We start from the raw sequence: 25,590 nt of genomic DNA on the forward strand, positions 1-25,590 counted from the left end.
CTTGCTCTATTTATCCGCCAATTTGGGACATTCGTCGAACTGTCGGTGTATGGCTCTGTGCCTGCTGCTCCAGGGCGAGCGCCATCTCGTGGTTCTTCGGCTTGTTGCCGAGTGCCTTCAGAAATAACGCAGCCGTCGCCTCTTGATCTCCGGCCACTTTACGGACATTATATTCATCAGACCAGTAGAGACAGGCTTTGATATGACCATCTGCTGTTATACGCAGCCGGTTGCAGTTATCACAGAAGTGATCGCTGATGGGGTGGATCAGGCCAAAGGTGCCCTGGGCTCCCCGAAGCTTGCGATATTCGGAAGGGCCATTACCGTTCGGACCCGATGTATCCTCTACTTCCCAGCCCTCTTCCGTACAGGCATTCAGTACCGTAGACAGCGGCAAGTAGGATTTGCGCCATGAATCATTGGCATGTCCAATCGGCATATATTCGATAAATCTGACATGAAGCGGAGCATCCTTGGTCAGCGCAATGAAATCCTTGATCTCGTCGTCATTGATACCCTTCATCAGTACGACGTTCAGCTTGATGGGATCAAGCCCAGCCGCTTGGGCAGCTTCAATGCCTCGTAGCACTTTGTTCACGTCACCGCCGCGTGTAATCATGGAGAAACGGTCCTTGCGCAAGGAATCGAGACTAATATTAATTCGGGTCAGACCGGCGTCCTTCAGCAGCTGAGCTTTTTTCTCAAGAAAAATAGCGTTCGTTGTCAGGGCGATATCCTCGATCCCGTCGATTACGGATATCATGGCGACCAGTTTATGCAGATCTTTGCGTACCATGGGTTCACCGCCAGTCAATCGGACTTTACGAAGTCCCATGGGTGCAAGCACCTTAAGAATTTGCGTAATCTCTTCAAAAGTCATAATGTCCTCATGAGGCGCGAATTCCATGCCTTCCTCAGGCATGCAATAAACACAGCGTAAATTACAGCGGTCCGTAACCGAAATTCGTATATAATCGTGAATCCGGCCAAAAGGATCTTGCAGCAGTTCCATCCCAGATCCACCTTCCTTAACGAATATTATTATACGCTTTGTTAAAATCAATCTATAATATTACCATAGCATACAATGCCCCTTCATTTATAGACAAGGATTTTCATTTATGAGGAGTGGGAGAGATAGTGGAACCGATACAAGTAGGCATTTTGATATTTGATGATGTAGAGCTGCTCGATTTCGCAGGGCCGCTTGAGGTGTTCTCTCTGGTCGCTACGACGAAGGCGAGCGGACAAGATTACTTGTTGGAGCCTTTTCATGTGACGACAATCTCACAATACGGGGGACAGGTCACAACTCGAAATGGTCTCAAGGTCCTGGCAGATTATAGACTTGAGGCAGCACCTCAATATGATATCTTGATTGTACCGGGAGGGTATGGCACGCGCAAGCTGGCACAGAATGACAAGGTTCTTGAATGGATTCGCCAGCAAGCCTTTAAGGCGTGCTGGGTGGCTTCCGTATGTACGGGGGCCTTTGTTCTTGCCGAAGCCGGTCTCCTGGATGGTAAACGTGCGACCACAGCTCGAGCGAGCTTGGAGCGGATGCGCATGACCTACCAGGACAGAGATATCCGTATTGAAGATAGCGTTAAATATGTGGAAGATGGAAACATCATCACCTCAGGCGGTATCTCGACCGGCATCCCGATGGCCTTATATCTCGTTGAGAAGGTGCTTAGCATCGAGGCAGCCCTTACTGTCGCAAAGGATATGGAATTCGACCTTACTATATTTGAAGATAGAAGGATATAAAGAACGCAACCAAAGGTATGATGAAAAATGATCCATGCGAGCTTAGAACATCCCTTTACATAAGCTGAACCTTAATCTGCCGCTTAAGCAGCTCCACATCTGCGAGTGTTACGATGCCCGCCTCCTTATGAAGTGCAGCTCATCTTCGGCGATGCAGGGGCCCGCCTCGATGAGCTCGGTCTGGGTGCTCGCCATAGGGTCGAGCACCGTGATGGCAAGCCGCGTTTCTCCAATCGCGGCTGCCACGTGGTCTGCTGCAATCCCTTCGGCCTGCAGCAGATCCAGCAGTTGCCGGCCCGTGTGTCCGGCAACAAATCCGGCCCTAGCGCACCGGAACGGAGAGCGCGCGCAGTACCCGGGCGGCATTGATGCCCTTGCCGCCCGGTACGGTGACCGCGCTGCCGATGCGGTGCACGCGGTCAAGGGCATAATGCGGCACGGTGGTTACCACGCCGTTTCGATAGCTATTCTTCATGTCTCATATAAAAAAGCTCCAAGAAACAGAGGAGACCCTGTTTCTTGGAGCTTATACCAACAGATTGAAATTTCATAAGGATGCGCATGGGCTTGTTCCAGAATGGAATGATAAGATCAATCCAATCTGCCCATTAATCTTCAATCCGTTTTTTCTTGAACTTGGAGATAATTTCATACACAATCGGCACGATGACAAGTGTCAGCAATGTGGAGCTGATCAGACCGCCGATTACTGTAACACCAAGTCCTTTAGAGATAATACCTGCGCTGTTTTCCCAGCCAAAGACGAGCGGCAGAAGCGCACCGATGGTCGCAAGTGCAGTCATCAGGATTGGACGAAGACGAGTTGTTCCCGCTTCAAGCAAGGCATCTCTTGTAGACATTCCTTCATTTTCTTTATGAATAACACGGTCGATCAAGACAATCGCGTTCGTTACAACGATACCAATCAGCATGAGTCCGCCCATGAGGGACGATACATTGAGTGTCTCTCCGGTAATGAGCAATCCAACAAGCGCACCGATAACGGTGAACGGCAGGGAGAATAGAATTGCAAATGGAGCAAGACCTCCGCCGAAGGTAACGACGAGAACGAAATAGACAATGGCAATCGCTGCCAGCATGGCAAGGCCAAGCTGTGAGAAGGTCTCATTAATCTGCTCAGTTACACCGCCGAATTCGACATGAACGCCTTCAGGCAGTTCCATGTTGTTAACGGCTTCTTCTACTGTACCTGAAGCAGCACCGACGTCAGCGGTCAGGATGTTTGCTGTTACCTGTACCACTGTTTCACCATCAATTTGCATAATGGATGCTGGGGCTGTTCCTTCTTCTACAGTAGCCACTTCACCGATTGGAACCTCAATTCCCAGTGGGGAAGTAAGTGTTTCTTCTTCAATTTCAGTAATGCTTGCGTATTGTTTCTCTTCTGTTTCGATATACACATTATAGTTCTTGCCATCAACTTCAATTTCAGTCAAGACAGGACGCTCATTTTGCGGAGCAAGCGCCATTGCCAGCTGACCTGCTGTCAGTCCAAGAGAGCTCAGTTTTTGTTGATCCGCTACAAGTGTATATTGGTCATATCCTTCTTCAAGCGTGGATTCCGCTTTTTCGAAGTTCACGGTATCTGCTTTTACGACTTCGAGAATGTCGTCAGACACAGGCTTGATCTGTTCCACATCGTCACCGAATATGCTGACGGTCAGTGTGTTGCCACCCATGCCGGCTGCCATATCCAGAGTGGACCATTCACCTTCTGGCACACGCTCTTGAAGTCCTTCGATAATAGGTTCTGTCGCTTCAGATACGCTTACGCCATCTTCAAAGATCAGGTAGAAGAGACCGGAGTTGGACGATCCGCCCATAGCTGCCATTGGGTTACCGCCGCCTACGGAGTACTGCATGCTCTCCACGCCTTCAGAATTCAGAATGAATTCTTCGACTGCAAGCGTACGTTCTTCAACCGTTTCTTGTGTTGCACCTGGCTCTGGGCTGTAGGTTACCAGTGTATAGTTCGTGCCTTGTTCAGGGATGAAGCTGGTACCAATGAAGCGGGTCAGGAACAAGCTGCCCACGAGCAGAAGTACAGCTGCAATGATGGTAATGGACTTATGGTTCAGTGTCCAATTCAGAATTTTCTTATATCCGCCAGCCATTTTGCCTGGCTTCTCATCATGATTGACTTTGTTCTTAAGTCCGCCTCTGAAAAGGGAATGAGCCATTGCCGGAACGATCGTAATCGCCACGACCAAGGAAGCCAGCAATGCAAATACCATAGTCAGTGCAAACGGCATAAACAATTCACCAACCATACCGCTGACAAGTGCAAGCGGAAGGAACACGGCAATCGTAACAATCGTTGAAGACATAATCGGCACGAACATTTCACGAGTCGCGGAGAGGATCAATTCACGACCCTTCAGCTTCTCACCGGAAAGCGTAAGCCGTCTATATATATTCTCAATGACGACAATGGAGTCATCGACAACCCGGCCGATCGCTACGGTCATCGCACCCAGGGTCATGACATTAAGCGTGATATCCATCATGTTCAGTACTGTAAGTGCAATAAGCAGGGACAGTGGGATAGAAATGACGGAGATCAGCGTGGAACGCCAGTCGCGCAGGAAGATCAGAATAATGATGATTGCGAAGAGTGCGCCGTATAATGCTTTGGAGAGCATGGTATGAACGGAATCCTCAATCGGTTGACCTTGGTCAAGCAGAACATCCAGGTTAATGTTATCGTACAGGCCTTCAAGATCAGCAGAAGCATCCTTAACGCCATTGACAACATCAACGGTATTGGCATCGTTCGCTTTCACAATGGAGAAACCAAGAGATTCTGCTCCGTTGGTACGAGAGATCGACTCGGCCTGGCCAACAACTTCAATTTCAGCAATTTCACTAAGCTTAACAGTTGGTATTCCGGCTGCAGCGCCAGCACCCGCACCTGAGCCAGCACCCGCACCTGAGTCAGTACCTGCACCTGCGCCAGCACCCGCATCAGTACCTGCGCCCGCACCAGCACCTGCGTCAGAACCTGCACCTGCGCCAGCACCTGCGTCAGTACCTGCACCTGCGCCAGCACCTGCGTCAGTACCCGCATCTGCACCAGCACCACCAGGAACAGCTGGAATTTCAATGTTCTCCAAATCTTCAATACTAATGATGTTGCCGTCTACAACGACTGCTTTCTCGGCATCATCCAGGTTAAAGAGTCCGAGAGGAGCGCGCATAGAGGAAGCTTGAACGATATTTTGCACCGTTTCTTGTGTAAGTCCAAGCTCTGCCATCTTGGCATCATCGAAATTCAGTGTTACTTCTCTGGTATATTGACCGGAAATTTGCACGGAAGCAACGCCATCCACGTCCTCAAAGGCAGGGGCGACGTCATTCTCGGCAATACGGGTCAAGTCCTCCAATGATTCTCCATTCTTACCAGATAAGCTGATGGAAGCAACAGGGAAGGAGTTGATACTGAATTTGGAAATACTTGGCTTCTGCACATCGTCTGGAATCTGAACATCATTCAGCACCTCGCGGACGGCAGCAGTCGCATTGTCCAGATTGGTTCCATAATCAAACTCAATATTAACAGAAGCAACATTCTCCATAGAGGTTGATGTTATATTCTTGATCCCCTCAACATTACGGAGTGTTTCTTCAAGCGGCTTGGTAACTTCTTCGACCACAGCCTCAGGGGCTGCACCCGGATATACGGCATTGACGCTCAGGAAGGGTACGTTGATATTCGGCATCGTTTCCTGCTTCATCGTGAGACCGCTGTACAAGCCGGTTAAGATCAGGATGATCGTCAGAATCCAAATCGCTAATTTGTTTTTTAGCGAGAAATTTATAATTCCTTTCATTCTTTAGTTTCTTCTCCTCTCTCTTTAGCAAAAAGTTGTAAGCATGTTTCTATTCTCTCCACTTCAAATACATATCGAACACTTGATGGAGCTCCTGGACAAGCTCTTGGATGCCCGCCACCTGCTTCAAATTGGCAATCATACCAAGAATGATGGCACGTCTGGGCTTGAGCTCGAAGAACTCGTCTTCCAGTATAGAAAGCGAATCATGCGTGTCCTCACGGAGGCGTTCCTCCAATTCTTCGCTGCTCCGAACCGCATGTCGGATTTCCTTGATGAGGAACAGAGGGTGTTTTCGGGAGTCATGCTTGTGAAGATTTTCTTCCACCCACGGAAGCCATAAGTCTTTTGGAATAAAAGGCTCACGCTGATCGCGAATTTTGGCCTCGGCAATAATATCCAGCGTTTCTACCAAATACTCGGCCATCCGATGAAGATGAATGGACAACAGCTCCGTAACAATCAGCTTCAAGTAAGATCCCATCATACTGTGAAGCTGGAGCGCAAGATCAACCGAGTAAGGAAGCACTTCTGGGCCGTATATATCCACCATCTTCTGGCTGAACAGCTTCATGGCGTGGGCGAGCATACCCTCGGGCCATTTTTCCAGAGGAAATCCCTTATCCCCCCGGTTCGCCATATCCAGCATCTGAGCAATGAAGAACTCTCTCAATTCCAGGAAATTCTCCAGCAGGATCTCAATCTGTCTACGCAGCTTGTCACGCGGGGGCAGCTCGCGTTCCCGTTCCACAATGGCAATCTTGTCGTAGATCGTTTGAATGCAGTAGCTGACCACACTTTCCTGAAGCTCTTCCTTGGATTTGTAGTGGAGATACAGTGTCCCTTTGGATATGCCACACAACTCAGCAATCTCCTGCATGGACGTAGCAGCAGGGCCTTTCGTAGAAAAGAGCTGCAGAGCGGCGATTAAAATATGCTTTTTCTTATCCGTGGTTGAGTTCGACAATAGTTGGATCACCTCTTTTAAGAACTCCACGGTTCTTAATCTGACTAATGGGTCAGGAAAATTATATCTTAAAAACCCAGGAGAAACAACTTTGAATACGTATCGGCCCCCATCAGCAAATAATCAAAAAAAAAGACAAGGGTGCATGCAGGAGAATTCTCCTGTAACGCCCTTGTCATATGGCTGATTCTTAACCGATCAGCTTTAGTCCGACAGCGGAGCACAAGATCATTGCAATAAACAATACGCGCTTCGCTTCTTTTGGTTCCCCAAAAATCAACATTCCAACTATTGTACTTCCGACGGTGCCGATACCAGTCCATACAGCATATGCCGTACCCATTGATAAAGACTGCATCGCATAGGAGAGGAGGGAGAAGCTTAGCAGGAAGCTTACACCCATCAGCAGGAAGTATTTTTTTCCTTTGCCGGATGACATCCCTTTGATCCCGATGACACCCAGTATTTCACTGAGCCCGGCAAAAATAACAGCTGCCCATGCCATTTAGGTCAGGCCTCCTTTCGATTCTTGCTTCGACGTTTGGTCTGTTACGAGCTTGAGTCCGACTACACCGGCTAGCAATAGTGCGATTAAGAGTACTTTGGACAGGCGGAAGGGCTCTCCGAATAAGAGCATTTCCACAATGACTGTACCTGCGGTACCCAGTCCTGTAAATACGGCATAGACCGTGCCGACAGGCAGCCGCTTGGCAGCCTGAATTATAAGCCAGAAGCTCACAGCAATGGCTACAACAGTAGCGATCCACTCCAGCGGTGTTTCTGCATGCTTCAGGCCTGAGACCCAAATGACCTCAATGACTCCTCCGAGGATGACATATAACCAGTTGCGGTTCATGAAGATGACTCCTTTGTATTAAAAAGTTGAAGCCCATGCCAAAACACGGGCCAGGCGGCTTTGACTCGCTTCTGATAACGCTCCATGCCCCCGTACAGCAATTCAACGGTTGTGCCGTCAACCAGTGTCATATAGCTGATTGCGATCTGAGCTGCGTGACTGTGTTCATAAGATTGACGAACCAGGAATTTGGCGAGAGCACTCTCCAGACCATCCAGAAACGGATACACCATATGGGTAACTTCATTATTCAAAGATGGCGGTGGAAAATAGCTGACCCGCATAAGCAGCTTGGCAGCGTCCTGAGACTCGAATTCTTTTCCAAACCAATCAAAAAATCCATGAAGGCATTCTTCAAGCGTACTGTTCTTATTGAATTGCTCCTGAAAATAAGTCAGTATGCGTCTGCGTTCCAACTGGAACACATATTCCACGACATGGATGAACAGGTCGTCCTTATTCTTATAGTGAGCGTAGATTGACGGCTTCTTGATTCCGACTTCATCTGCAATTTTGCGGAGGGAAGCTCCTTCATAGCCTTCGAGCGCAAACTGACTTAGCGCGGCTTCTTTTATCCTATCTGAGCTCATAATCATTCACCTACCTAACGATCGTTAGTCTAATGCAATTTACGTTCCATGTCAACTATTTCAGATGAAAATATATGGAGGATAAGAATTTGAAAAAACCGCCGAATGTTCGTTCAGCGGCTATTCATTGCTCCTGATAAGTGGTCACATGAACGGATGACGTTGTTTCTTCGAAGTCAATGTAGCTGGATAAAGTCGTTATGTCTATTTTTTATCAGAAAGTAGTAAAGCCGAGGGCATACTGGATTTTGTACAGAATGCCGGTCCAGAACGTAGTAGAGTCCTCATAGGCCGACAGATGAAGGGTGAATTCGCCGTCCTGATTGCTCCACAAACGATTAAAATATTGAGATACATCAACGGCGATTTTACTGTCTGAAGGAGCCTCGACCCATAGATTGTTTTCTAGATTGTAGTTATTCAAATTACGGGGAGTGAAGTTGGTTGATCCCCCTAGCATCATATGGTCTCCAGAATGACGCTCCAGATACAGGAGCTTGGTATGATATTGTTCCTTGGTCGTGTTATACCATCTGATGTTGATGCTGCCCTTGGACTTCTCCGTCAGCTCTTCGGCAACCGGGCGGTTAGGAATACCGATCTTCTTCTGTCCAAATGCATTCTCGTTCGGATCAAGTATGATCCTTACCTCAACTCCCCGCTCCGATGCTTCCAGCAGGACATTCTTCACCGCTTTGTCCGCCAAATAAAACATCCCCATCCATAGTGTATCTCCTGACTGAGACTGCTCTATTAAGGATATCGCATGCTTCGCAATTTTCCCTTCGGTCAGATAACGCACACGAATAGGTCCTGACTCGGGGCTCTCTGGTGCGGTATACTCGGGAAGCTTGCCAGCTGAGGATAAATCCATGGCAGCCTGTTCGGTCTTAAGAATATCTCCGATGATCGCACCTGAGACTTCAAAGGCGATGTTGGAGTGATAGACGCTCGCGTCGTGAACATTGGCGGAAGCAACAATGGCTGTCTGTTCGCTGGCTACAAGCTTGCGATGATTGGCCTTCACATTAAGCAGCTTGAGATAGGTGCGTAATGTAACATCCGGACCATCTGTAGCCATGAGGTTCGGCAGCCAGCCGGTTCCCTGTTCACCAAACCATTGTAAATAAGTACGCCATACAGCCGAATAGAAGGGGATCGAATCCCTGAGGGGATCAACATTCGTGACCACGACACGGATTCCACTGGCTTTCATTTGCTCCAGCAAGGCGTTGGGATGAGAGTTATAATTGGTGTTGATTTCATCCGTAATGAATACGATATTTATGTCGGGATTCGCTTGCTTTTTCTTGATCAGCAGATTGGCGAAACGCTTGCTCACTTGGGGAAACGTCTGGTTTGCATGCTCATAATGGTTGAACAGAAACATATCGATGACAAGAAACTGCTCTGCTTCTTGAATAATTTGCTCCATCCGCTTAATAATTTGCTGTTCATGCCGCTCGGTCCCCTCGGATGCTTCCGGATCGGGATACGTCAGATCAGCAAGAAACTCAACATGTTCTACATGATGGACAGGTCCCTCGAAGGATACGCCTTGAGGCAGAGGTTTATTCATTTGGTATACCATGACGCCGCAAAGCCACAGCACGTTAAGAATAACAAACCAAAGCATGAACTTTTTTAGAGAGAATTTTTTCTTGGGAACAGCTGAGCTTGACGCCTGCGAATGATGAGGATGCTGTGGATTGGTCATTTATGAGGACTTCCCTTCATGTGTATAAGATGAGATGATGAGTGACGAATCAGGATTTCTATATCCTGCACATTATTAACACTAACATACGAGGGATGAAGCAAATCAGCAGGCTTACTTGTGGTAGATACATCGACAAGGGTGTTTGGTTTGTGTATAATAACGGTACTTTATCTTCATTTAATGCAAATCAATAATTAACCTACCGGTGTAAATAATTTGGTTATATATCTTTAGAGAGTATATTTTGGAAAGTCTATGAATATTGTCTAGCATAACCGCCAATCTTAATAAATACATAAAAAGGTGTGCCTAATACGATGCCTGTACATAAGAACAAGCAAGCCAGTGTTATTGAAGCAGGGCCCGGCGGTTTGGCAGCAACGATGCTGTTATCAGGGCAAGGCTATGAAGTGGATGTAGTATGAGAAGCAGTCTGTAATCGGGGGGCGTTCTGCAAGACGATCCCTCGGGGATTATAAGTTTGATCAAGGTGCTACTTTCTTGGATGATGCCTCATTTAATTGAAGAGATGTTCACACAGGCGGACGTTCGCTCAAGGGTTATGTAGATATGCAGCAGCTCGACCCGCTCTATACTCTTGGCAAGCTGACAGATTATCTTAAATCAGGTGCAGTCAAAGCTCTGCCTTATTTGCATTTGAACGATACCGTGTACGGAAGATTATCCCGTTACTTCAACGATGAACGTCTTTTCTGGGGCTTCACTTTTCAGGCGAAATATCTAGGTATGTCTGCTTGGGATTGCCCGGGTACCTTTACAATTCTCTCCTATATAGTATAGATACGAGAAAATTCGAAACAAGAAGTATTCTTGTTTCAGGCGCTATGCTCTGAATAAAAAGATTGATCTGGCTCATCATTCTGTTCATTTTGCAGCGGATTATCGGAAGAATGTTGATGAGATGACCGTACACTAAACGCTGTTAACAGATCCTTCTATCTATATACATAACCCTTCTGTGCTGGACCTGACACGGGCTCCTCCGGGAAAATCTTCGCTGTAGGTCATATCGATAAGATGTACTCATTTCGTTATAATAGATCAGGATAATATAGAATGTGAATTAATCTCACAACTCTTTGAAACGATGAGAGGGGAAGAGAGAGAATGCAGAAAAGACCCGATCAGGATCATGATGATAAGAAGAACATGAATGAATTTCGGGTTAGCGAGCATCTGCTGCCTGAGATTCCAACCGGGGAACGGAAAATGGAGCATGTCAGGTTATGCCTGAATGAGGATGTGAACGGTCAGGGAATATCCACCGGATTAGAGAATTATCGATTCCGTCATTTGGCGCTGCCCGAGCTTAACTTCTCAGATATCAGTCTGGCTGCCACCTTTCTAGGAGAAGAGCTGCGTACGCCGCTGCTGATCAGCTCCATGACCGGTGGAAGCAAGACAACAGGCTTAATAAATGAACGTCTTGCTGCAGCAGCAGAAGCCAGAGGCTGGTCACTCGGTGTCGGTTCTATACGTGCAGCAGTTGAGAAGCCAGAGCTTAGTGATACCTTTGCTGTACGAAGATTTGCGCCTACTATACCTGTCATTGCGAATCTGGGAGCTGTGCAGCTGAATTACGGCTTTGGCGCAGAGGCCTGTCAGCGGGCAGTAGACATCGCAGGTGCATCCATGCTGGTGCTTCATCTGAACAGTCTGCAGGAGGTATTTCAGCCGGAAGGAAACACTGATTTTAGCAGCCTGCTGCAGCGAATTGAAGCTCTATGCAAGAAGCTTGAGGTTCCGGTCGGCGTTAAGGAAGTGGGCTGGGGAATTGATGGTAGTACTGCAGCCCGGCTATATTCGGCCGGGGTTTCATTTATTGATGTTGCCGGAGCAGGAGGGACAAGCTGGATTCAGGTGGAGAAGTACCGCAATCAGGATCCGATGCGCCGAGCCGCAGCAGAAGCTTTTGCCGATTGGGGAATTCCTACCAGTGATTGCATCCTGGAGGTTCGAGAGTACAATCCGGCCAAGGCGTTAATTGGGAGTGGCGGGCTGACTAATGGAGTAGATGCTGCCAAAGCGCTTGGACTAGGTGCAGACCTGGCGGGGTTCGGGAGATCCTTGCTTGAATCCGCAGTCCATTCAGAGGAGGCGCTTCATCAGAGGCTGGCACAGGTCGAATTCGAGCTGCGTGCTGCCATGTTTGGTATAGGCGCAAGAACTATTGCAGAACTTCAGGGTACATCAAGACTCATTAAAACATTGAATCAGTCAGGAAGGTGGATTGGATCGTGATTGAGCTTAATGCAATGAATGAATTGGAGTACGAGAAGTTTATGTCCTTTACATTGAAAGAATATGCTCATGAGAAGATTATTGCCGGGACCTGGCTGCCTGAGAATGCCGAGAGCCGGGCATTCGAGGACATGCACCGGATTCTCCCGGACGGCTATCTTACCCCGGATGCCTATTTCTACAATCTGATTGATTCAAGTGCAGGAGTTGGACAGGTCGTCGGATTTATTTGGTTTAATATCTACTTGCGAAATGGAGTAAGAGAGGCTTTTCTGTATGACATACATATAGCCGAGGAATATCAGGGCAAGGGCTACGGCACACAGACGATGGAGCTGCTGGAGAGGGAAGCTCGCAAATTTCATGCTGAACGGATCGGACTTCATGTATTTGGTCATAATGACCGGGCTAAGAGACTGTATATGAAAATGGGCTATGATACCAAGAGCATCACCATGTATAAGGAATTGTAGGCTGCTTCATACGATCAGGAAATAATGTGGAAGCAGAGGACTTAAGCGCTTCTTGTCTTGATGCCCTTTGGCATCTCATATATAATTAGTGGGATTGTCACGAAAGTTTATACTCGTAAATTGCATTCATTCGAATGAATTTCATGATATCTTCGTTTATATAACATTATGAAATGCGTTCTTTTCAGCGAACACGCTGCAAACAAATATTTATTTGAGGAGTTGTAGGAATACATGGCTTTGAAAGCAGGGATTGTCGGACTTCCAAACGTAGGAAAGTCGACTCTTTTTAATGCGATTACCCAGGCAGGTGCGGAGAGCGCGAACTATCCTTTCTGTACGATTGATCCAAATGTCGGTGTGGTTGAGGTTCCTGATGAGCGTCTGGACAAACTTACAGAGCTGGTACAACCGAACAAGACCGTGCCTACGGCATTTGAATTCGTCGACATTGCAGGGCTTGTTCGCGGTGCGAGTAAGGGTGAAGGGCTCGGCAACAAGTTCCTGGCTCATATTCGCGAAGTAGATGCGATTGTGCATGTTGTACGTTGTTTTGAAGATGAGAATATCACACATGTTGATGGCAAGGTAGATCCGATATCGGATATTCAAACGATCAATCTTGAGCTGATTCTGGCTGATATCGAGAGTGTCGAGAAGCGTATTGATCGTGCCCGCAAGAATATGAAGGGCGGCAACAAGCAGGGCACTCAGGAAGTTGAAGTTCTGGAGAAGCTGAAGGAAGTGCTGTATGAAGACAAACCGGCGCGTAGCCTGGAGCTGACAGAAGACGAGCGTCTCGTTGTTCGCGATCTTCACCTGCTTACAATGAAGCCTGTACTATATGCGGCAAACGTTAGTGAGGGTGAAGTGTCTACTGCGGACGAGAATCCGTATGTGCTGCAAGTGAAGGACTTTGCAGCAGCGGAACATGCTGAAGTTGTACCGATCAGTGCCAAAGTGGAAGCCGAGATTGCCGAGCTTGAAGGGGAAGACAAGGAAATGTTCCTTGAAGAGCTGGGGCTTGAGGAATCCGGTCTTAACCGTCTAATCAAGGCTGCGTATCGCCTCCTCGGTCTGTACACTTACTTCACTGCAGGTGTTCAAGAAGTTCGAGCTTGGACAATCCGCAAAGGAACGAAAGCGCCTGGCGCAGCGGGTGTGATCCACTCTGACTTCGAACGCGGGTTCATCCGCGCCGAGGTTGTATCCTACGATGATCTGATGGCGGCAGGCTCCATGAACGGAGCGAAGGAACGTGGTCAGCTGAGACTGGAAGGTAAAGAATACATCGTGCAGGATGGCGATGTAATGCATTTCCGTTTTAACGTTTAATCATGAAGGGACCCTGTCTTTCCTTATTGGAAAGGCGGGGATTTTTTTATCTGAAACCACAGACAGCAGTATTCCCCCAAACATCCTCACAGCAGTATCTTCTCAAGCGCTTTGCCGTATGATATAATAAAGAGTCGAACAGACTTGTTGTTAATTGATAGATATTTTGCAGCTGCCCGGTGATTGAGCGGTGTCTTGCTGTATATGACGAGTCTGTATGTATAACGTATGATTTTAATAATGACAAAGGATTGATGACGTTGTAGCGATATCCTCATACAACCTTTTGAACCTTATAATATAATGTCGGATACGAACGAATATGAAAGATGCTTAAGAAGAGGTGATTACTATGTTGGATCGTTTACAAGCCCTTGTGGATCGTTATGAGAAGCTTAGTGAGCTGCTCTGCGACCCGGATGTGGCCAGTGACAGCAAGAAGCTGAGAGATTATTCGAAGGAACAATCGGATTTGCAGCCTGCATATGAGGCTTATACAGAATATAAGACCGTCGTTGAAGAGCTGGATGCAGCTAAACAAATGCTGAACGAGAAGCTTGACGATGAGATGCGTGAAATGGTGAAGATGGAGATTGATGAGCTGGCTCCCCGCCAGCAGGAACTTGAGGAGAAGATTCGTATTCTGCTCCTGCCGAAAGATCCGAACGATGACAAGAACGTGATCGTCGAGATCCGTGGTGCGGCAGGCGGAGACGAGGCTGCGCTGTTCGCTGCAGATCTCTACCGGATGTATACGCGCTATGCGGAATCCCAAGGCTGGAGAGTCGAGCTGATGGACGTGAACGAAAGTGATCTTGGCGGATTCAAAGAGGTTATCTTCATGATTAATGGCCGCGGCGCTTACAGCAAAATGAAATACGAGAGCGGTGCTCACCGCGTACAGCGTATTCCTGCGACGGAATCCGGCGGACGGATTCACACCTCCACATCTACAGTAGCAGTTATGCCTGAGGCAGAGGACCTTGACATTGAAATTCATGATAAGGATATTCGCGTCGATACGTTCTGCTCCAGTGGTGCAGGCGGACAGTCCGTCAACACGACAAAATCGGCGGTACGGGTAACGCATGTTCCTACCGGAATTGTAGCTACTTGTCAGGACGGCAAGTCTCAGAACTCGAATAAGGAAAAAGCACTTCAAGTGCTGCGCACACGTATCTTCGATATGATGCGCCAAGAGGAAGAAGCAAAATATGCAGGTGAGCGGAAGAGCAAAGTCGGTACGGGCGATCGCAGTGAACGGATTCGCACATACAACTTCCCGCAGAGCCGTGTAACGGATCATCGGATCGGTCTAACCATGCATAGACTGGATCAAGTGATGAACGGAGAGATTGAAGAAATTCTGTCAGCTCTGACGATCGCAGAGCAGGCAGAACTCATGGAAAAAGGGGAATAAAGCTTTGATGCGGTTGCATTTTGAACTGCCGCAAGGAAGCAGCAATCGGGAAGCCTTTCTTAAGGCTTCCTCTTTTTTAGAAGACTGTGGTGTGCTGGAGCCGCAGAATAATGCACGTTTGCTGCTGGAGTACGTTCTTAAGCTCGAGGGGGCTGCTTATTATATGGCTCTGCCGGAAGCTTTTCCGGTAGAGCAGATTCCGGCATACGAAGAGGCCGTGAATCGTAAGGGCCGGGGGGAACCGGCCCAGTATATTATAGGGCGGCAGGAGTTCTACGGCCTGCCGTTTAGGGTAAGTCCCGCCGTGCTGATTCCGAGGCCTGAGACCGAGCTGCTCGTCGAAGCCGTTATGCTGCACGGCGACAGACTGTGGCCAGGCGGAACACCGCTGGCCGCAGATATTGGCACAGGCAGCGGCGCGATTGCGGTGACGCTGGCGGTGAAGCGGACGGGCTGGCATGTTGAAGCAAGCGACATCAGCCCAGAGGCGCTTGCCGTTGCTGCACAGAATGCAGCGGCGAACGGCGCAGCCGTACGGTTTCGCGAGGGCGATTTGCTCGCGCCCTTCGCGGGGGAGAGGGTCGACATTCTGGTGTCGAACCCTCCCTATATCCCGGCGGATGATATCGCCGGGCTGCAGCGTGAGGTGCGCGAGCATGAGCCGCGCACTGCGCTGGACGGAGGTCCGGATGGGCTCGGCCCGTACCGGACCATGATGGCGCAGCTAGCCTTGCTCGCTGCGCCTCCGCGGCTTATTGGCTTCGAGCTTGGCCAAGGCCAGGCGGAGGATGTAGCCGAGCTGCTGCGCAAGGCCGGCCACTGGGATGAAATCAAGATTGTGCCGGACCTCGCCGGAATTGACCGTCATGTAATAGGGATTCAGAATAAGGGATAGGGATCGATTAAAGGGATTACGAAATTGTAATCCCTCTTGGTTTTCTTTTTCCGAAACTATCCCTTACAATAGATGAAGTGTGTAATATTATGTCGAATTTAATGTTTCAGGTCGGATATTAAAGACAGAATTATTGAATGCGAAAGGTTGTTGAATAGCGCTGATGGGGCGCGTTTTAGGGGGACGGATTCATGCTGCAGAAGTTTAAAAAGATGGATGCTTCCATCCTGGTCATCATCTGCCTGCTTATGGTCATTAGTATCATGAGCTTGTACAGTGCAACGCACGGCACCAATTTAGAAGGTCATCATCTTCGGATGCTGGCTTATTATGTGCTTGGCTTTGCGGCACTGTTTGCAATTACGCTGGTCGATTATCGGCTGTTGGTCAAATATGCTTTGTATATCTATTTCTTCGGACTAGCTACACTGCTTGCAGCGAACTTCTTCGGAAGCAACTTGAATAATGCGACCGGCTGGATTCAGCTCGGACCGTTGTCTATTCAGCCGGCAGAGCTCTTTAAGCTGGTATTGGTTATTTTCCTCGCCTCTGTGCTTATTAAGCGAGACAAGTCGAAGCTGGATTTCTGGAAAGACGTCGTGCCGATCGGCCTTCTGACTTTTTTGCCGTTTGCCCTTGTCATGCTACAGAATGACCTTGGGAACGCGCTGGCCTATGTTGTCATTCTGATTGCCCTATTGTGGATCGGGAATGTTAAAGCGTCTCATGCGCTCATTGGTTTTGTTATTGTAGCAGTTGTTATAGGCGGCGGCATCAAGCTGTATACCGTATATCATGACTCCATCTACGATTACCTGGATAAATTGGGACGTACCCACTGGGCAGAACGTCTTGACCCTTGGCTCGTTCCCGAGAAGGCGACAGCCAAAGCCTCCTGGCACACCGATAATGCCAAGCTCGCCATTGGTTCTGGCGGGATTACGGGTAAAGGTTTCATGGACGGCTCCTCTGTTCAATCCGGACGGGTCCCTTACACCTACTCCGACTCCATATTTGTCCTGATTGCCGAAGAATTCGGGTTTGTGGGTTCCTCGGTACTATTACTGCTGTACTTTATATTGATTCACCGAATGATCTTGATAGCACTGGAGACAAAGGAGAGGACCGGGCCTTACATTATTGTTGGCGTGGTGGCGATGTATTTGTATCAGGTATTTGTCAATATCGGTGCCTTCATTGGGATCATGCCGCTCACTGGAATTACGCTCCCCTTCATCAGCTACGGGGGGACATCGCTCATGATCAATATGGCAAGTATCGGCTTAATCATGAGTATTCGGGTGCACGGACAGGAGATCGATGATGATATACCGTCTCCTTCCAATAACGAGCAGAAGAAACGCTCTTTTAGCCGCAAGGAAGCAAGAGCCTAGGTATGATGACTGCGATTAGAAGCAGAGCGTTACAATATTAAGTATCAATTAGAGAAGTACGGACTGCGGGCGGGAGAATTGCTCTGCACAGGCTGTACTTCTTTTTCTATATTCACAAATGCTCACTTAACCATTCTATGAACTCTATCGATTTAATCTCTTAAAAATTTCAATTGCTAGGTTTAACTCTAGTAAATGGGGACATACTGATAGACATGAAGAACATTGGTTGAGGGGGAGACGGGGCATGCGGAAGAGTATGAAGCAGTTTCTAATGATCGTGGTGGTAATGATGATTGTCATGATGAGCTGGGAAGGTCAAAAGATGGATGCTGCGCTACATCAAACACTCATTCCGCAGGAGTCCATCCGGCTGCGAATACTGGCGAATTCCGATATGCCCGGTGACCAGCTCGTCAAAAGAGAGATTCGGGATGCTGTCGTCATGCAGATGAATGAGTGGGTCCCCGAGCTCGATAATCCAAATAGTCTGAATCAGGCAAGAGCCATGGTTCAAGAGCATATTCCTCAGTTAAAAGAATTGGTAGGCGAGGAGCTTGCAGCTCGCGGACTGAATTATGATTATAATGTAGAGCTGGCGGTCGTTCCTTTTCCGACAAAGATGTACGGCAAGCTGATCTATCCGGCAGGTGATTATGAAGCGGTTCGAATTACGCTCGGTGAAGGCGAAGGACAAAATTGGTGGTGTGTATTGTTTCCTCCTCTATGCTTTGTAGGCGGCAGCAACGGCGATCTTGCGGATAAGGATGCAGCAGATGCAGCAATTTCAACGGATAGAGATGATCAAACCACAGAGGTAGCTGCTGCAGAGGGCTCTTCTGAGCCGCAAGTCCGATTTTTCTTATGGGATTTATTGGTTAAAGTGTGGAACTGGGCAGGCAGCATGTTTGCTTAACTGATAACGATCAACGAGGAATATAGTTCTGGATGGGGTCCGTCAGATGGCATTGGAATGAACAGGAATCTCGACAACCTGTGATATACTATAAACAATTTAACGAATACAAAGAATGAGACTGGATGATTACAAATGACAATGGATTCAAATAAAAAAAAGACCTCTTATTGGCAGGTGTCGCAGCAGAACAGCAGTGACCAGGGCGGTTGGCAGGAACAAAATACGATACAAGCGATGGAACATCTGGAAGAAGCCGCGAAGCTCCTTCGGGACGGTTTCATTGTTGCGTTTCCTACAGAGACGGTGTACGGGCTGGGTGCCGATGCAAGGAATACGACAGCGGTGGAAGCCGTGTTTGAAGCCAAAGGAAGACCTTCGGACAATCCACTGATTGTACATATCGCGAATCGCGAGCAGCTGAGCGAGTTTGTGAGTGAAATAAATGAATTGTCTGAAGCATTAATGAATGCTTATTGGCCGGGACCTTTGACGATTATTTTACCGCTTAAGCCAGAAGTCTTGTCAGCGCGGGTTACTGCCGGGCTAGATACGGTCGGCGTCCGAATGCCGGATCATCCTGTGGCTCTGCAGCTGCTGGCCTTGGCAGGCTGTCCTGTCGCAGCTCCAAGTGCGAATCGCTCGGGAAGACCAAGTCCGACGCTGGCCGAGCATGTTCAAGCTGATCTGGATGGACGTATTGAGGGGATTGTGGACGGCGGGGCTACCGGTGTGGGGGTGGAATCGACGGTTGTACAAGCTGATGCTGATGGAACGGTTACGATTCTGCGTCCTGGTGGAATTACGGAAGAACAGCTAAGGACGGTTGCTTCCGAGGTGCGCATGGACCCGGGTCTTGCAGCGGGTAACAATGAGGGCCTGATTGCTCCGCGTTCACCGGGTATGAAATACACGCACTATGCACCCAAAGGTTCGCTCTGCATCGTCGATGGGGATGCTTCTAAAGTAAAGGATTATATTGCAAGCAGGCTCCATGAAGCCAAGGAACAAGGGGAGATAACTGCAGTTCTGGCCTTTAGTGAGCATATCGATCAGTATCAGGCAGATGGCTTGTTCTCGCTGGGCAGTATGGAGCGGCTGGCTGAGGGAGCTCATCTGCTGTATGCCGCACTGCGAAGCTGTGATGAGATTGGCGCATCCTATATTCTGGCTGAGGCATGTCCTTCAGAAGGACTTGGTGCGGCGATTATGAATCGCCTGTTAAAAGCAGCAGGACATCAGATCATCCATGTGACGTAAGAACCTCATACTTGTCATGTTTTACTTCTTGTCCGCATATCGTGTACAAGACTTAAAGTGAACATGGGGGTATGAATGAATGCTGGTCGCACCTGCTGAACTCGGCCATCTTATCACGATTATGATTATGGCTGTTGCTCTAGGAATGGATGCATTTTCGCTGGGAATCGGAATAGGCATGAAGGGGATTCGGCTTCTGCATGTGCTTCGGCTAAGCTTGTTGATATCACTGTTCCATATTCTCATGCCTTTGATTGGTTTCTACACAGGACAATATGTCAGCTCCTTTCTTGGTCAGATTACTTCATACGCAGCAGGAGGTCTGCTTCTTGCACTCGGTGCGCATATGATATTTAACGCCTTGAGACCTGGAGAGTCAAATTTCATGGACCACCGGACGTTTGCCGGGACGATGATCTTTGCAGTCAGTGTCAGTATTGATTCCTTCTCCGTCGGTGTAACACTCGGTATGTTTAAGAGTGATTTATGGCTGACCATCATTGCCTTCGGCATCTGTGGTTTTGTGATGTCCATGGTGGGTCTATTGATTGGCAGAAGAGTAAGCCGTAACCTGGGTGAATACGGAGAAGCTGTAGGAGGGGCCATATTGCTTGCTTTTGGCATGCTGTTTATCTTTTAGCTTGTTTGTTCTCTTTTGCATATTGAGCCAAAGCATCATACAATAGAAATCATCTCATAGGGAACTAAAGTTACAGCGGGTTTTCATCCAGGTATACAGACGACGGAGGTGATAATATGAAGAATATTCTATTCGTATGTACAGGCAATACTTGCCGCAGCCCGATGGCAGAGGGATTATTTCGCAAAGCAGCCGCTTCAAGAGGTATTCAAGTAGAAGTTCGATCCGCAGGAGTATCAGCGATAGATGGGAGTACGATCTCTCGTCATGCAGCTGCAGTGCTGAAGGATCATGATATTCAAGATGTAATAACTTCATCCTTGATAAATCACGATTTGGTTCAATGGGCAGATCTCATATTAACCTTAACGGGAACACATAAGCAGCATGTCATTCATCATTATCCAGATTGTGCTGACAAAATCTACACGCTGAAGGAATATGCAGAAGATGATCCAATAGTCCTGGCTGATCTTAAGGAGCTGGATCGGTTGTATGCAGAATGGGAAATGAAGCGTGCGCTTGGACAGGAACTGCTCGCTTCGGATCGGCAGCGTATTATTGAAATTCAGCAGCGGATTCCAAGCTTTGATATTTCGGACCCATTTGGCGGCAGCAGAGAAGATTATGATATAACGGCGGCGGAGATCCGTTCTGCTGTTGAACGTGTGCTGGATAAACTCAGCTGATTTTTTTGACAAAGAGCTTTAGAAGTGGTTGATTTCTAACATCTGATGTTCTATGATGAAGAAGATAAATGAGATTCCGGTGTAACTGGCGACAAGTGTGGATTAAACCACGATGGAGCATCGGAGATAACGGCCGGTCGCCTGGGCAAAAGAGCATTTCTTGCACGCAAGGTATACTTGTGTGGGAGACTGCTCTTTTTTCGTATTTCGCTAAATTTTCGGTATAATAAGACTTAAATGATCTTGGCAGATCGCAAAATAGGGCGAATTAGACGATTCTCATGAGTGAACAACTCTTTCTTGCGATCGTTTTATTTGTCACAAACGGAAGGGGTTCATTAGGCTATGGAACAGAACAGCAGTCACCCTGAAGCGGATGATATTACGGCCCAGACAGCTGAAGTGCTGGGAGAGCTTGCGAAAGAAGGGAAGCTTGGGCCAGGTAAAGTTGTAGTCATCGGTACCAGTACAAGTGAGGTGGCAGGTAAGCGTATCGGAACAGCCGGAGCCTTAGAGATTGCACAGGCATTGCTTCAAGGTATTAATGAAGTGAGGGATGCTTACGGTTTCGAGGTTGCTGTTCAGTGCTGCGAGCATTTGAACCGCGCTCTGGTGCTGGAGCGTTCACTGCTTGAACGGCTTGGACTGACGGAAGTGTCTGCCGTACCGGTTCCGAAGGCAGGAGGCTCCATGGCAGCAGCGGCTTATCGCTCCCTGCAAGAACCATGCCTTGCCGAAACGATTGAAGCACATGCGGGTATGGATATCGGTGAGACGCTCATCGGCATGCATATGAGAAGGGTTGCAGTTCCTTACCGTACAGCAAGGCGTTATATTGGAGAAGCACGGGTGACTACCGCATTGTCGAGACCGAAGCTCATTGGTGGAGAACGTGCGGTGTACCAGCTTGATGTTATCAGCAACACTTCAACTTGTGATTGATAATTCTAAAAACAGATATGATATGGGAGGAATTCAAGTTATGGATCAATTGCGCAAAGCAGACCCGGCAGTACTAAATGCGATGGGATTGGAATTGAAACGTCAGCAAAACAATATCGAGCTTATCGCCTCAGAGAATATCGTCTCCGAAGCGGTAATTGAAGCGATGGGTTCTGTACTTACGAATAAATATGCTGAAGGTTACCCTGGCAAACGTTACTACGGCGGCTGTGAGCATGTTGATATCGTCGAAGATATCGCTCGTGAGCGTGCCAAAGAATTGTTTGGTGCAGAACATGTAAACGTTCAGCCGCATTCCGGAGCACAGGCGAACATGGCCGTATACCTTGCTGCACTCAAACCGGGAGACACGGTGCTCGGGATGAATCTTGCGCATGGCGGTCATTTGACTCACGGCAGCCCGGTTAATGCATCCGGTCTTCTATATAACTTTGTTGCCTATGGCGTGCAGGAAGATACATTCCGCATCGACTACAACGAAGTTCGCAAAGCTGCATTTAAGCATCGCCCTCGTCTGATCGTGGCAGGTGCAAGTGCTTATCCGCGCACAATTGATTTTGAAGCACTTGCAAGCATTGCAAACGATGTGGGTGCCTTGTTCATGGTGGATATGGCTCATATTGCGGGTCTTGTGGCGGCAGGTCTGCACCCGAATCCGGTGCCTCATGCTCATTTTGTAACGACGACTACACATAAGACGCTTCGCGGACCACGCGGCGGTATGATTCTTACTCGCAAGCCATGGGCTGCTGCGATCGATAAAGCCGTATTCCCAGGCAGTCAGGGCGGACCTCTGATGCATGTTATTGCTGCCAAAGCTGTTGCCCTCGGCGAAGCACTTCAGCCATCCTTCAAAACGTATGCGCAAAATGTAGTGAAGAATGCTCAAGTTCTTGCTGAAACTTTGATTGCAGAAGGTCTGAACATCGTGTCCGGCGGTACGGACAACCACTTGATGCTGATCGATACCCGAAATATCAACATCACAGGTAAAGATGCCGAGCATGTGCTTGATTCCATCGGTATTACGGTCAACAAAAATGCGATTCCGTTTGATCCTACAAGTCCGTTTGTAACGAGCGGTATTCGTATCGGTACGCCTGCAGCAACTTCACGCGGCATGAACGAAGAAGCGATGGTCGAAATCGGTAAAATCATTGCCAAGACACTGAAAAACGCTCAGGACGCAACCGTGCTGGAAGAGGCAAAACGACAAGTAACTGCATTAACTGACAAATTCCCGCTTTACCCAGAACTAAAGTACTAAAACCATATAAAATTTCCCATACTAAGAATTAGCTGACTCGGCTATTTTCTAAAACAAAGGACCGGACTGCTATCACAGTAGATCCGGTCTTTTTTTATAATGTTAGAAGTGCACAGCCAATGAAGGTGCATTTTAAGGATAGGGAATGATATAATATACAGGATTTATCGACTTGCCTGTCTATCATTTCTTATAATGGGGGCTGTTGATGAAGAATGAAGAACCTACCGGAGGGACAAGCAATGGGAAAATTGGTGGTATGTGATCACCCGTTGATTCAACACAAATTGACAATTATTCGTGACATGCGCACGAACACTAAGGATTTTCGTGAACTCGTAGATGAAGTCGCTACTTTAATGGCATACGAAATAACACGCGATATTCCGCTCGAAACCATAACTGTACAGACACCTGTAGCCGAGACAGAAGGCAAGGTCATCTCAGGACGTATGCTGGGACTTATCCCCATTCTGCGTGCTGGGCTTGGTATGCTTGATGGTGTCGTGAAATTGATTCCTGCTGCCAAAGTAGGCCATGTTGGTCTGTTCCGCGACCCTGAGACTTTGCAGCCTGTAGAGTACTATACGAAGCTTCCTACGGATGTAACGGAACGCGAGCTTATCGTAATCGATCCGATGCTGGCAACAGGCGGCTCTGCGATTGCGGCTATTGATGTGCTGAAGAAGCGTGGCTGCACTCAGATCAAGATGATGAACCTGGTTGCTGCACCGGAAGGTGTCAAAGCCGTTCACGATGCGCATCCGGATGTGGACATTTATGTGGCTGCACTCGATGAAGGCCTGGATGATCACGGCTATATTATTCCTGGTCTTGGTGATGCAGGAGACCGCTTGTACGGTACGAAATAAGAAATCAATTTGAATGCAAAGGGGCTCAAACGCGAAATGTCGAAGATTAAAGTTATGACGGTTTTCGGAGTCCGCCCGGAAGCGATCAAGATGGCGCCGCTTATTTTAGAACTGGAACGTCATCCTGATGAAATCGAATCAATTGTATGTGTGACTGCTCAGCATCGTCAGATGCTGGATCAAGTACTGGAAGTGTTCAACATTACACCGGATTACGATCTGGATGTCATGAAGGACCGCCAGACGCTGAACGAAATTACTGTAAGAGTCCTTCAAGGACTTGAGCCGGTTCTGCAGGAAGCAAAACCGGACATTGTGCTGGTTCATGGAGATACCCTGACAACATTCCTTGCCAGCTATGCGGCATTCTTGCAGCAGATCAAAGTCGGGCATGTTGAAGCAGGTCTTCGTACGTGGAACAAGCGCTCACCGTTCCCTGAGGAGATGAACCGACAGCTGACAGGTGTGCTTGCAGACTTGCATTTTGCCCCGACAGATATGTCTGCGAACAATCTCCTACGAGAAAATAAGCCGGAGTCAAGTGTATACGTCACAGGCAATACGGTCACCGATGTGTTTCAATATACGGTACGGGATGATTACACACATCCGGTGCTCGAATTTGCAGAAGGCAAGCGGTTGATTCTAATGACGGCTCACCGCCGTGAATCGCAAGGCGAGCCTCACCGCAACATATTCAGAGCCGTCAAGCGCATCGCAGATGAGTTTGAGGATGTAGCCATTGTCTATCCTGTGCATCTGAGTCCTGCGGTCAAAGAGCCGGCCTACGAAATTCTAGGCGGACACCCGCGTATCAAGCTGATTGATCCGCTGGACGTCGTGGATTTCCACAATATCTATCCGCATACGCATCTGATTCTTACTGATTCAGGAGGTATGCAGGAGGAAGCGCCGTCTTATGGAGTGCCTGTCCTCGTCCTTCGTGATACAACGGAGAGACCTGAGGGTGTTGAAGCGGGAACACTGGAGCTTGTCGGCACGAACGAGGAGCAGGTGTATGCCAGAACAAAGGCGTTATTGACCGACTCGGAGCTGTATGCATCCATGAGCGAAGCAGCGAATCCATTCGGTGATGGACGAGCTTCTGAACGGATTGTCAGTGCGATTTTGCACCATTTTGGCAAAAAAGAAGAGCGTCCTGAGCAATTTCACAGAAAATTCGAAAAATAATTATTTTTATTATCTGATGAAGTGAACAGTACAGCATACAGTTAAACTGTACGGTTTACGCGGCTTTGAGAGATATTGTGAGTTTTTTTCACTGTTTTTCAAGGCCTTTTTCACAGCTGGAGCAAGGAATCCACCGATTGACAAACAGTTTACCCATTCAGTAAGATAATTGGGATTGGACAGGCCAGATGCATAATTCATCGTTTTTTCCGGAGTATTGGCGAAGAACGAGAATTTGACTCATTTTCCATATACAGCG

At 48.1% G+C, this 25,590-nt stretch carries 24 protein-coding genes and 1 riboswitch; of the genes, 16 read left to right on the plus strand and 8 right to left on the minus strand.

The window, feature by feature from the left end; all coding sequences use genetic code 11:
- Positions 1-10: 10 nt before the first annotated feature.
- Entirely contained in the window at positions 11-1,012 is a 1,002-nt protein-coding gene (gene moaA, locus ACFQ3J_RS17930; RefSeq protein WP_091160857.1) for a GTP 3',8-cyclase MoaA, read from the minus strand.
- Positions 1,013-1,140: 128 nt separating this feature from the next.
- Here moaA and ACFQ3J_RS17935 point away from each other — a divergent pair, with 128 nt between their 5' ends.
- Positions 1,141-1,770 (plus strand): DJ-1/PfpI family protein, encoded by a 630-nt coding sequence (locus ACFQ3J_RS17935; protein WP_091160855.1) that lies wholly within the window; start codon positions 1,141-1,143, stop codon positions 1,768-1,770.
- A gap of 322 nt (positions 1,771-2,092) precedes the next feature.
- Here ACFQ3J_RS17935 and ACFQ3J_RS17940 read toward each other — a convergent pair whose 3' ends face one another.
- The 7 genes from ACFQ3J_RS17940 to ACFQ3J_RS17970 form a co-directional block, all read right to left on the minus strand.
- Positions 2,093-2,245, minus strand: coding sequence for a hypothetical protein (locus ACFQ3J_RS17940; protein ID WP_170862561.1), 153 nt, complete (start codon positions 2,243-2,245; stop codon positions 2,093-2,095).
- 133 nt (positions 2,246-2,378) lie between these two features.
- Entirely contained in the window at positions 2,379-5,621 is a 3,243-nt protein-coding gene (locus ACFQ3J_RS17945; RefSeq protein ID WP_091160852.1) for an efflux RND transporter permease subunit, read from the minus strand.
- Positions 5,622-5,670: 49 nt separating this feature from the next.
- Positions 5,671-6,588, minus strand: a complete 918-nt coding sequence (locus tag ACFQ3J_RS17950) for a TetR/AcrR family transcriptional regulator (protein ID WP_170862560.1) — start codon at positions 6,586-6,588, stop codon at positions 5,671-5,673.
- Between the two features lie 190 nt (positions 6,589-6,778).
- A complete protein-coding gene (locus ACFQ3J_RS17955) occupies positions 6,779-7,093 on the minus strand; it encodes a DMT family transporter (RefSeq protein ID WP_091160848.1) in 315 nt (104 codons plus the stop codon).
- The gene (locus ACFQ3J_RS17960) at positions 7,094-7,444 is read right to left on the minus strand and encodes a DMT family transporter (protein WP_091160847.1); all 351 of its coding nucleotides are present in this window, start codon (positions 7,442-7,444) and stop codon (positions 7,094-7,096) included.
- The gene (locus tag ACFQ3J_RS17965) at positions 7,441-8,034 is read right to left on the minus strand and encodes a TetR/AcrR family transcriptional regulator (RefSeq protein WP_091160845.1); all 594 of its coding nucleotides are present in this window, start codon (positions 8,032-8,034) and stop codon (positions 7,441-7,443) included. Before ACFQ3J_RS17965 ends, ACFQ3J_RS17960 begins: the two co-directional genes overlap by 4 nt.
- A 214-nt stretch (positions 8,035-8,248) precedes the next feature.
- On the minus strand, positions 8,249-9,751 hold the full coding sequence (locus tag ACFQ3J_RS17970; protein ID WP_244533598.1) for a phospholipase D family protein: 1,503 nt from the start codon (positions 9,749-9,751) through the stop codon (positions 8,249-8,251).
- 573 nt (positions 9,752-10,324) lie between these two features.
- On the opposite strand from ACFQ3J_RS17970, the gene ACFQ3J_RS17975 reads away from it, so the two are divergent.
- The 15 genes from ACFQ3J_RS17975 to wecB all read left to right on the plus strand — a co-directional run bounded on the left by ACFQ3J_RS17975 (position 10,325) and on the right by wecB (position 25,331).
- A complete protein-coding gene (locus ACFQ3J_RS17975) occupies positions 10,325-10,555 on the plus strand; it encodes a hypothetical protein (protein WP_091160844.1) in 231 nt (76 codons plus the stop codon).
- A gap of 369 nt (positions 10,556-10,924) precedes the next feature.
- Positions 10,925-12,016: a type 2 isopentenyl-diphosphate Delta-isomerase gene (gene fni / locus ACFQ3J_RS17980; protein WP_091160946.1), complete on the plus strand. Its 1,092-nt coding sequence runs from the start codon at positions 10,925-10,927 to the stop codon at positions 12,014-12,016.
- Positions 12,013-12,489, plus strand: coding sequence for a GNAT family N-acetyltransferase (locus ACFQ3J_RS17985; RefSeq protein WP_244533596.1), 477 nt, complete (start codon positions 12,013-12,015; stop codon positions 12,487-12,489). Before fni ends, ACFQ3J_RS17985 begins: the two co-directional genes overlap by 4 nt.
- A 234-nt stretch (positions 12,490-12,723) precedes the next feature.
- On the plus strand, positions 12,724-13,824 hold the full coding sequence (ychF, locus tag ACFQ3J_RS17990; protein WP_251582900.1) for a redox-regulated ATPase YchF: 1,101 nt from the start codon (positions 12,724-12,726) through the stop codon (positions 13,822-13,824).
- A 352-nt stretch (positions 13,825-14,176) separates the two neighbouring features.
- Entirely contained in the window at positions 14,177-15,244 is a 1,068-nt protein-coding gene (prfA, locus tag ACFQ3J_RS17995; protein WP_091160840.1) for a peptide chain release factor 1, read from the plus strand.
- Positions 15,245-15,251: 7 nt separating this feature from the next.
- The gene (gene prmC, locus ACFQ3J_RS18000) at positions 15,252-16,139 is read left to right on the plus strand and encodes a peptide chain release factor N(5)-glutamine methyltransferase (protein ID WP_251583179.1); all 888 of its coding nucleotides are present in this window, start codon (positions 15,252-15,254) and stop codon (positions 16,137-16,139) included.
- Positions 16,140-16,330: 191 nt separating this feature from the next.
- A complete protein-coding gene (locus tag ACFQ3J_RS18005) occupies positions 16,331-17,533 on the plus strand; it encodes an FtsW/RodA/SpoVE family cell cycle protein (RefSeq protein WP_091160837.1) in 1,203 nt (400 codons plus the stop codon).
- A gap of 247 nt (positions 17,534-17,780) precedes the next feature.
- Positions 17,781-18,449 carry a stage II sporulation protein R gene (spoIIR, locus tag ACFQ3J_RS18010; protein WP_091160835.1) on the plus strand — a complete coding sequence of 223 codons (669 nt, stop codon included), beginning with the start codon at positions 17,781-17,783 and terminating at the stop codon, positions 18,447-18,449.
- Positions 18,450-18,584: 135 nt separating this feature from the next.
- Entirely contained in the window at positions 18,585-19,709 is a 1,125-nt protein-coding gene (locus ACFQ3J_RS18015; protein ID WP_091160834.1) for an L-threonylcarbamoyladenylate synthase, read from the plus strand.
- 79 nt (positions 19,710-19,788) lie between these two features.
- Entirely contained in the window at positions 19,789-20,349 is a 561-nt protein-coding gene (locus ACFQ3J_RS18020) for a manganese efflux pump MntP (protein ID WP_251582899.1), read from the plus strand.
- Between the two features lie 116 nt (positions 20,350-20,465).
- The gene (locus tag ACFQ3J_RS18025) at positions 20,466-21,038 is read left to right on the plus strand and encodes a low molecular weight protein arginine phosphatase (protein WP_091160831.1); all 573 of its coding nucleotides are present in this window, start codon (positions 20,466-20,468) and stop codon (positions 21,036-21,038) included.
- 71 nt (positions 21,039-21,109) lie between these two features.
- Positions 21,110-21,192: riboswitch (ZMP/ZTP riboswitch) on the plus strand.
- 191 nt (positions 21,193-21,383) lie between these two features.
- Complete coding sequence (locus ACFQ3J_RS18030; protein ID WP_251582897.1) at positions 21,384-21,980, plus strand: TIGR01440 family protein; 597 nt, start codon at positions 21,384-21,386, stop codon at positions 21,978-21,980.
- Between the two features lie 40 nt (positions 21,981-22,020).
- Positions 22,021-23,268 (plus strand): serine hydroxymethyltransferase, encoded by a 1,248-nt coding sequence (gene glyA / locus ACFQ3J_RS18035; protein ID WP_251582895.1) that lies wholly within the window; start codon positions 22,021-22,023, stop codon positions 23,266-23,268.
- A 242-nt stretch (positions 23,269-23,510) separates the two neighbouring features.
- Positions 23,511-24,140, plus strand: a complete 630-nt coding sequence (upp, locus tag ACFQ3J_RS18040; protein ID WP_047912401.1) for a uracil phosphoribosyltransferase — start codon at positions 23,511-23,513, stop codon at positions 24,138-24,140.
- A gap of 36 nt (positions 24,141-24,176) precedes the next feature.
- A complete protein-coding gene (wecB, locus tag ACFQ3J_RS18045; protein WP_091160826.1) occupies positions 24,177-25,331 on the plus strand; it encodes a non-hydrolyzing UDP-N-acetylglucosamine 2-epimerase in 1,155 nt (384 codons plus the stop codon).
- The last annotated feature ends 259 nt before the right edge of the window (positions 25,332-25,590 follow it).

The sequence above is a fragment of the Paenibacillus provencensis genome, from assembly GCF_042678545.1.
Classification (GTDB): Bacteria; Bacillota; Bacilli; order Paenibacillales; family Paenibacillaceae; genus Paenibacillus; species Paenibacillus provencensis.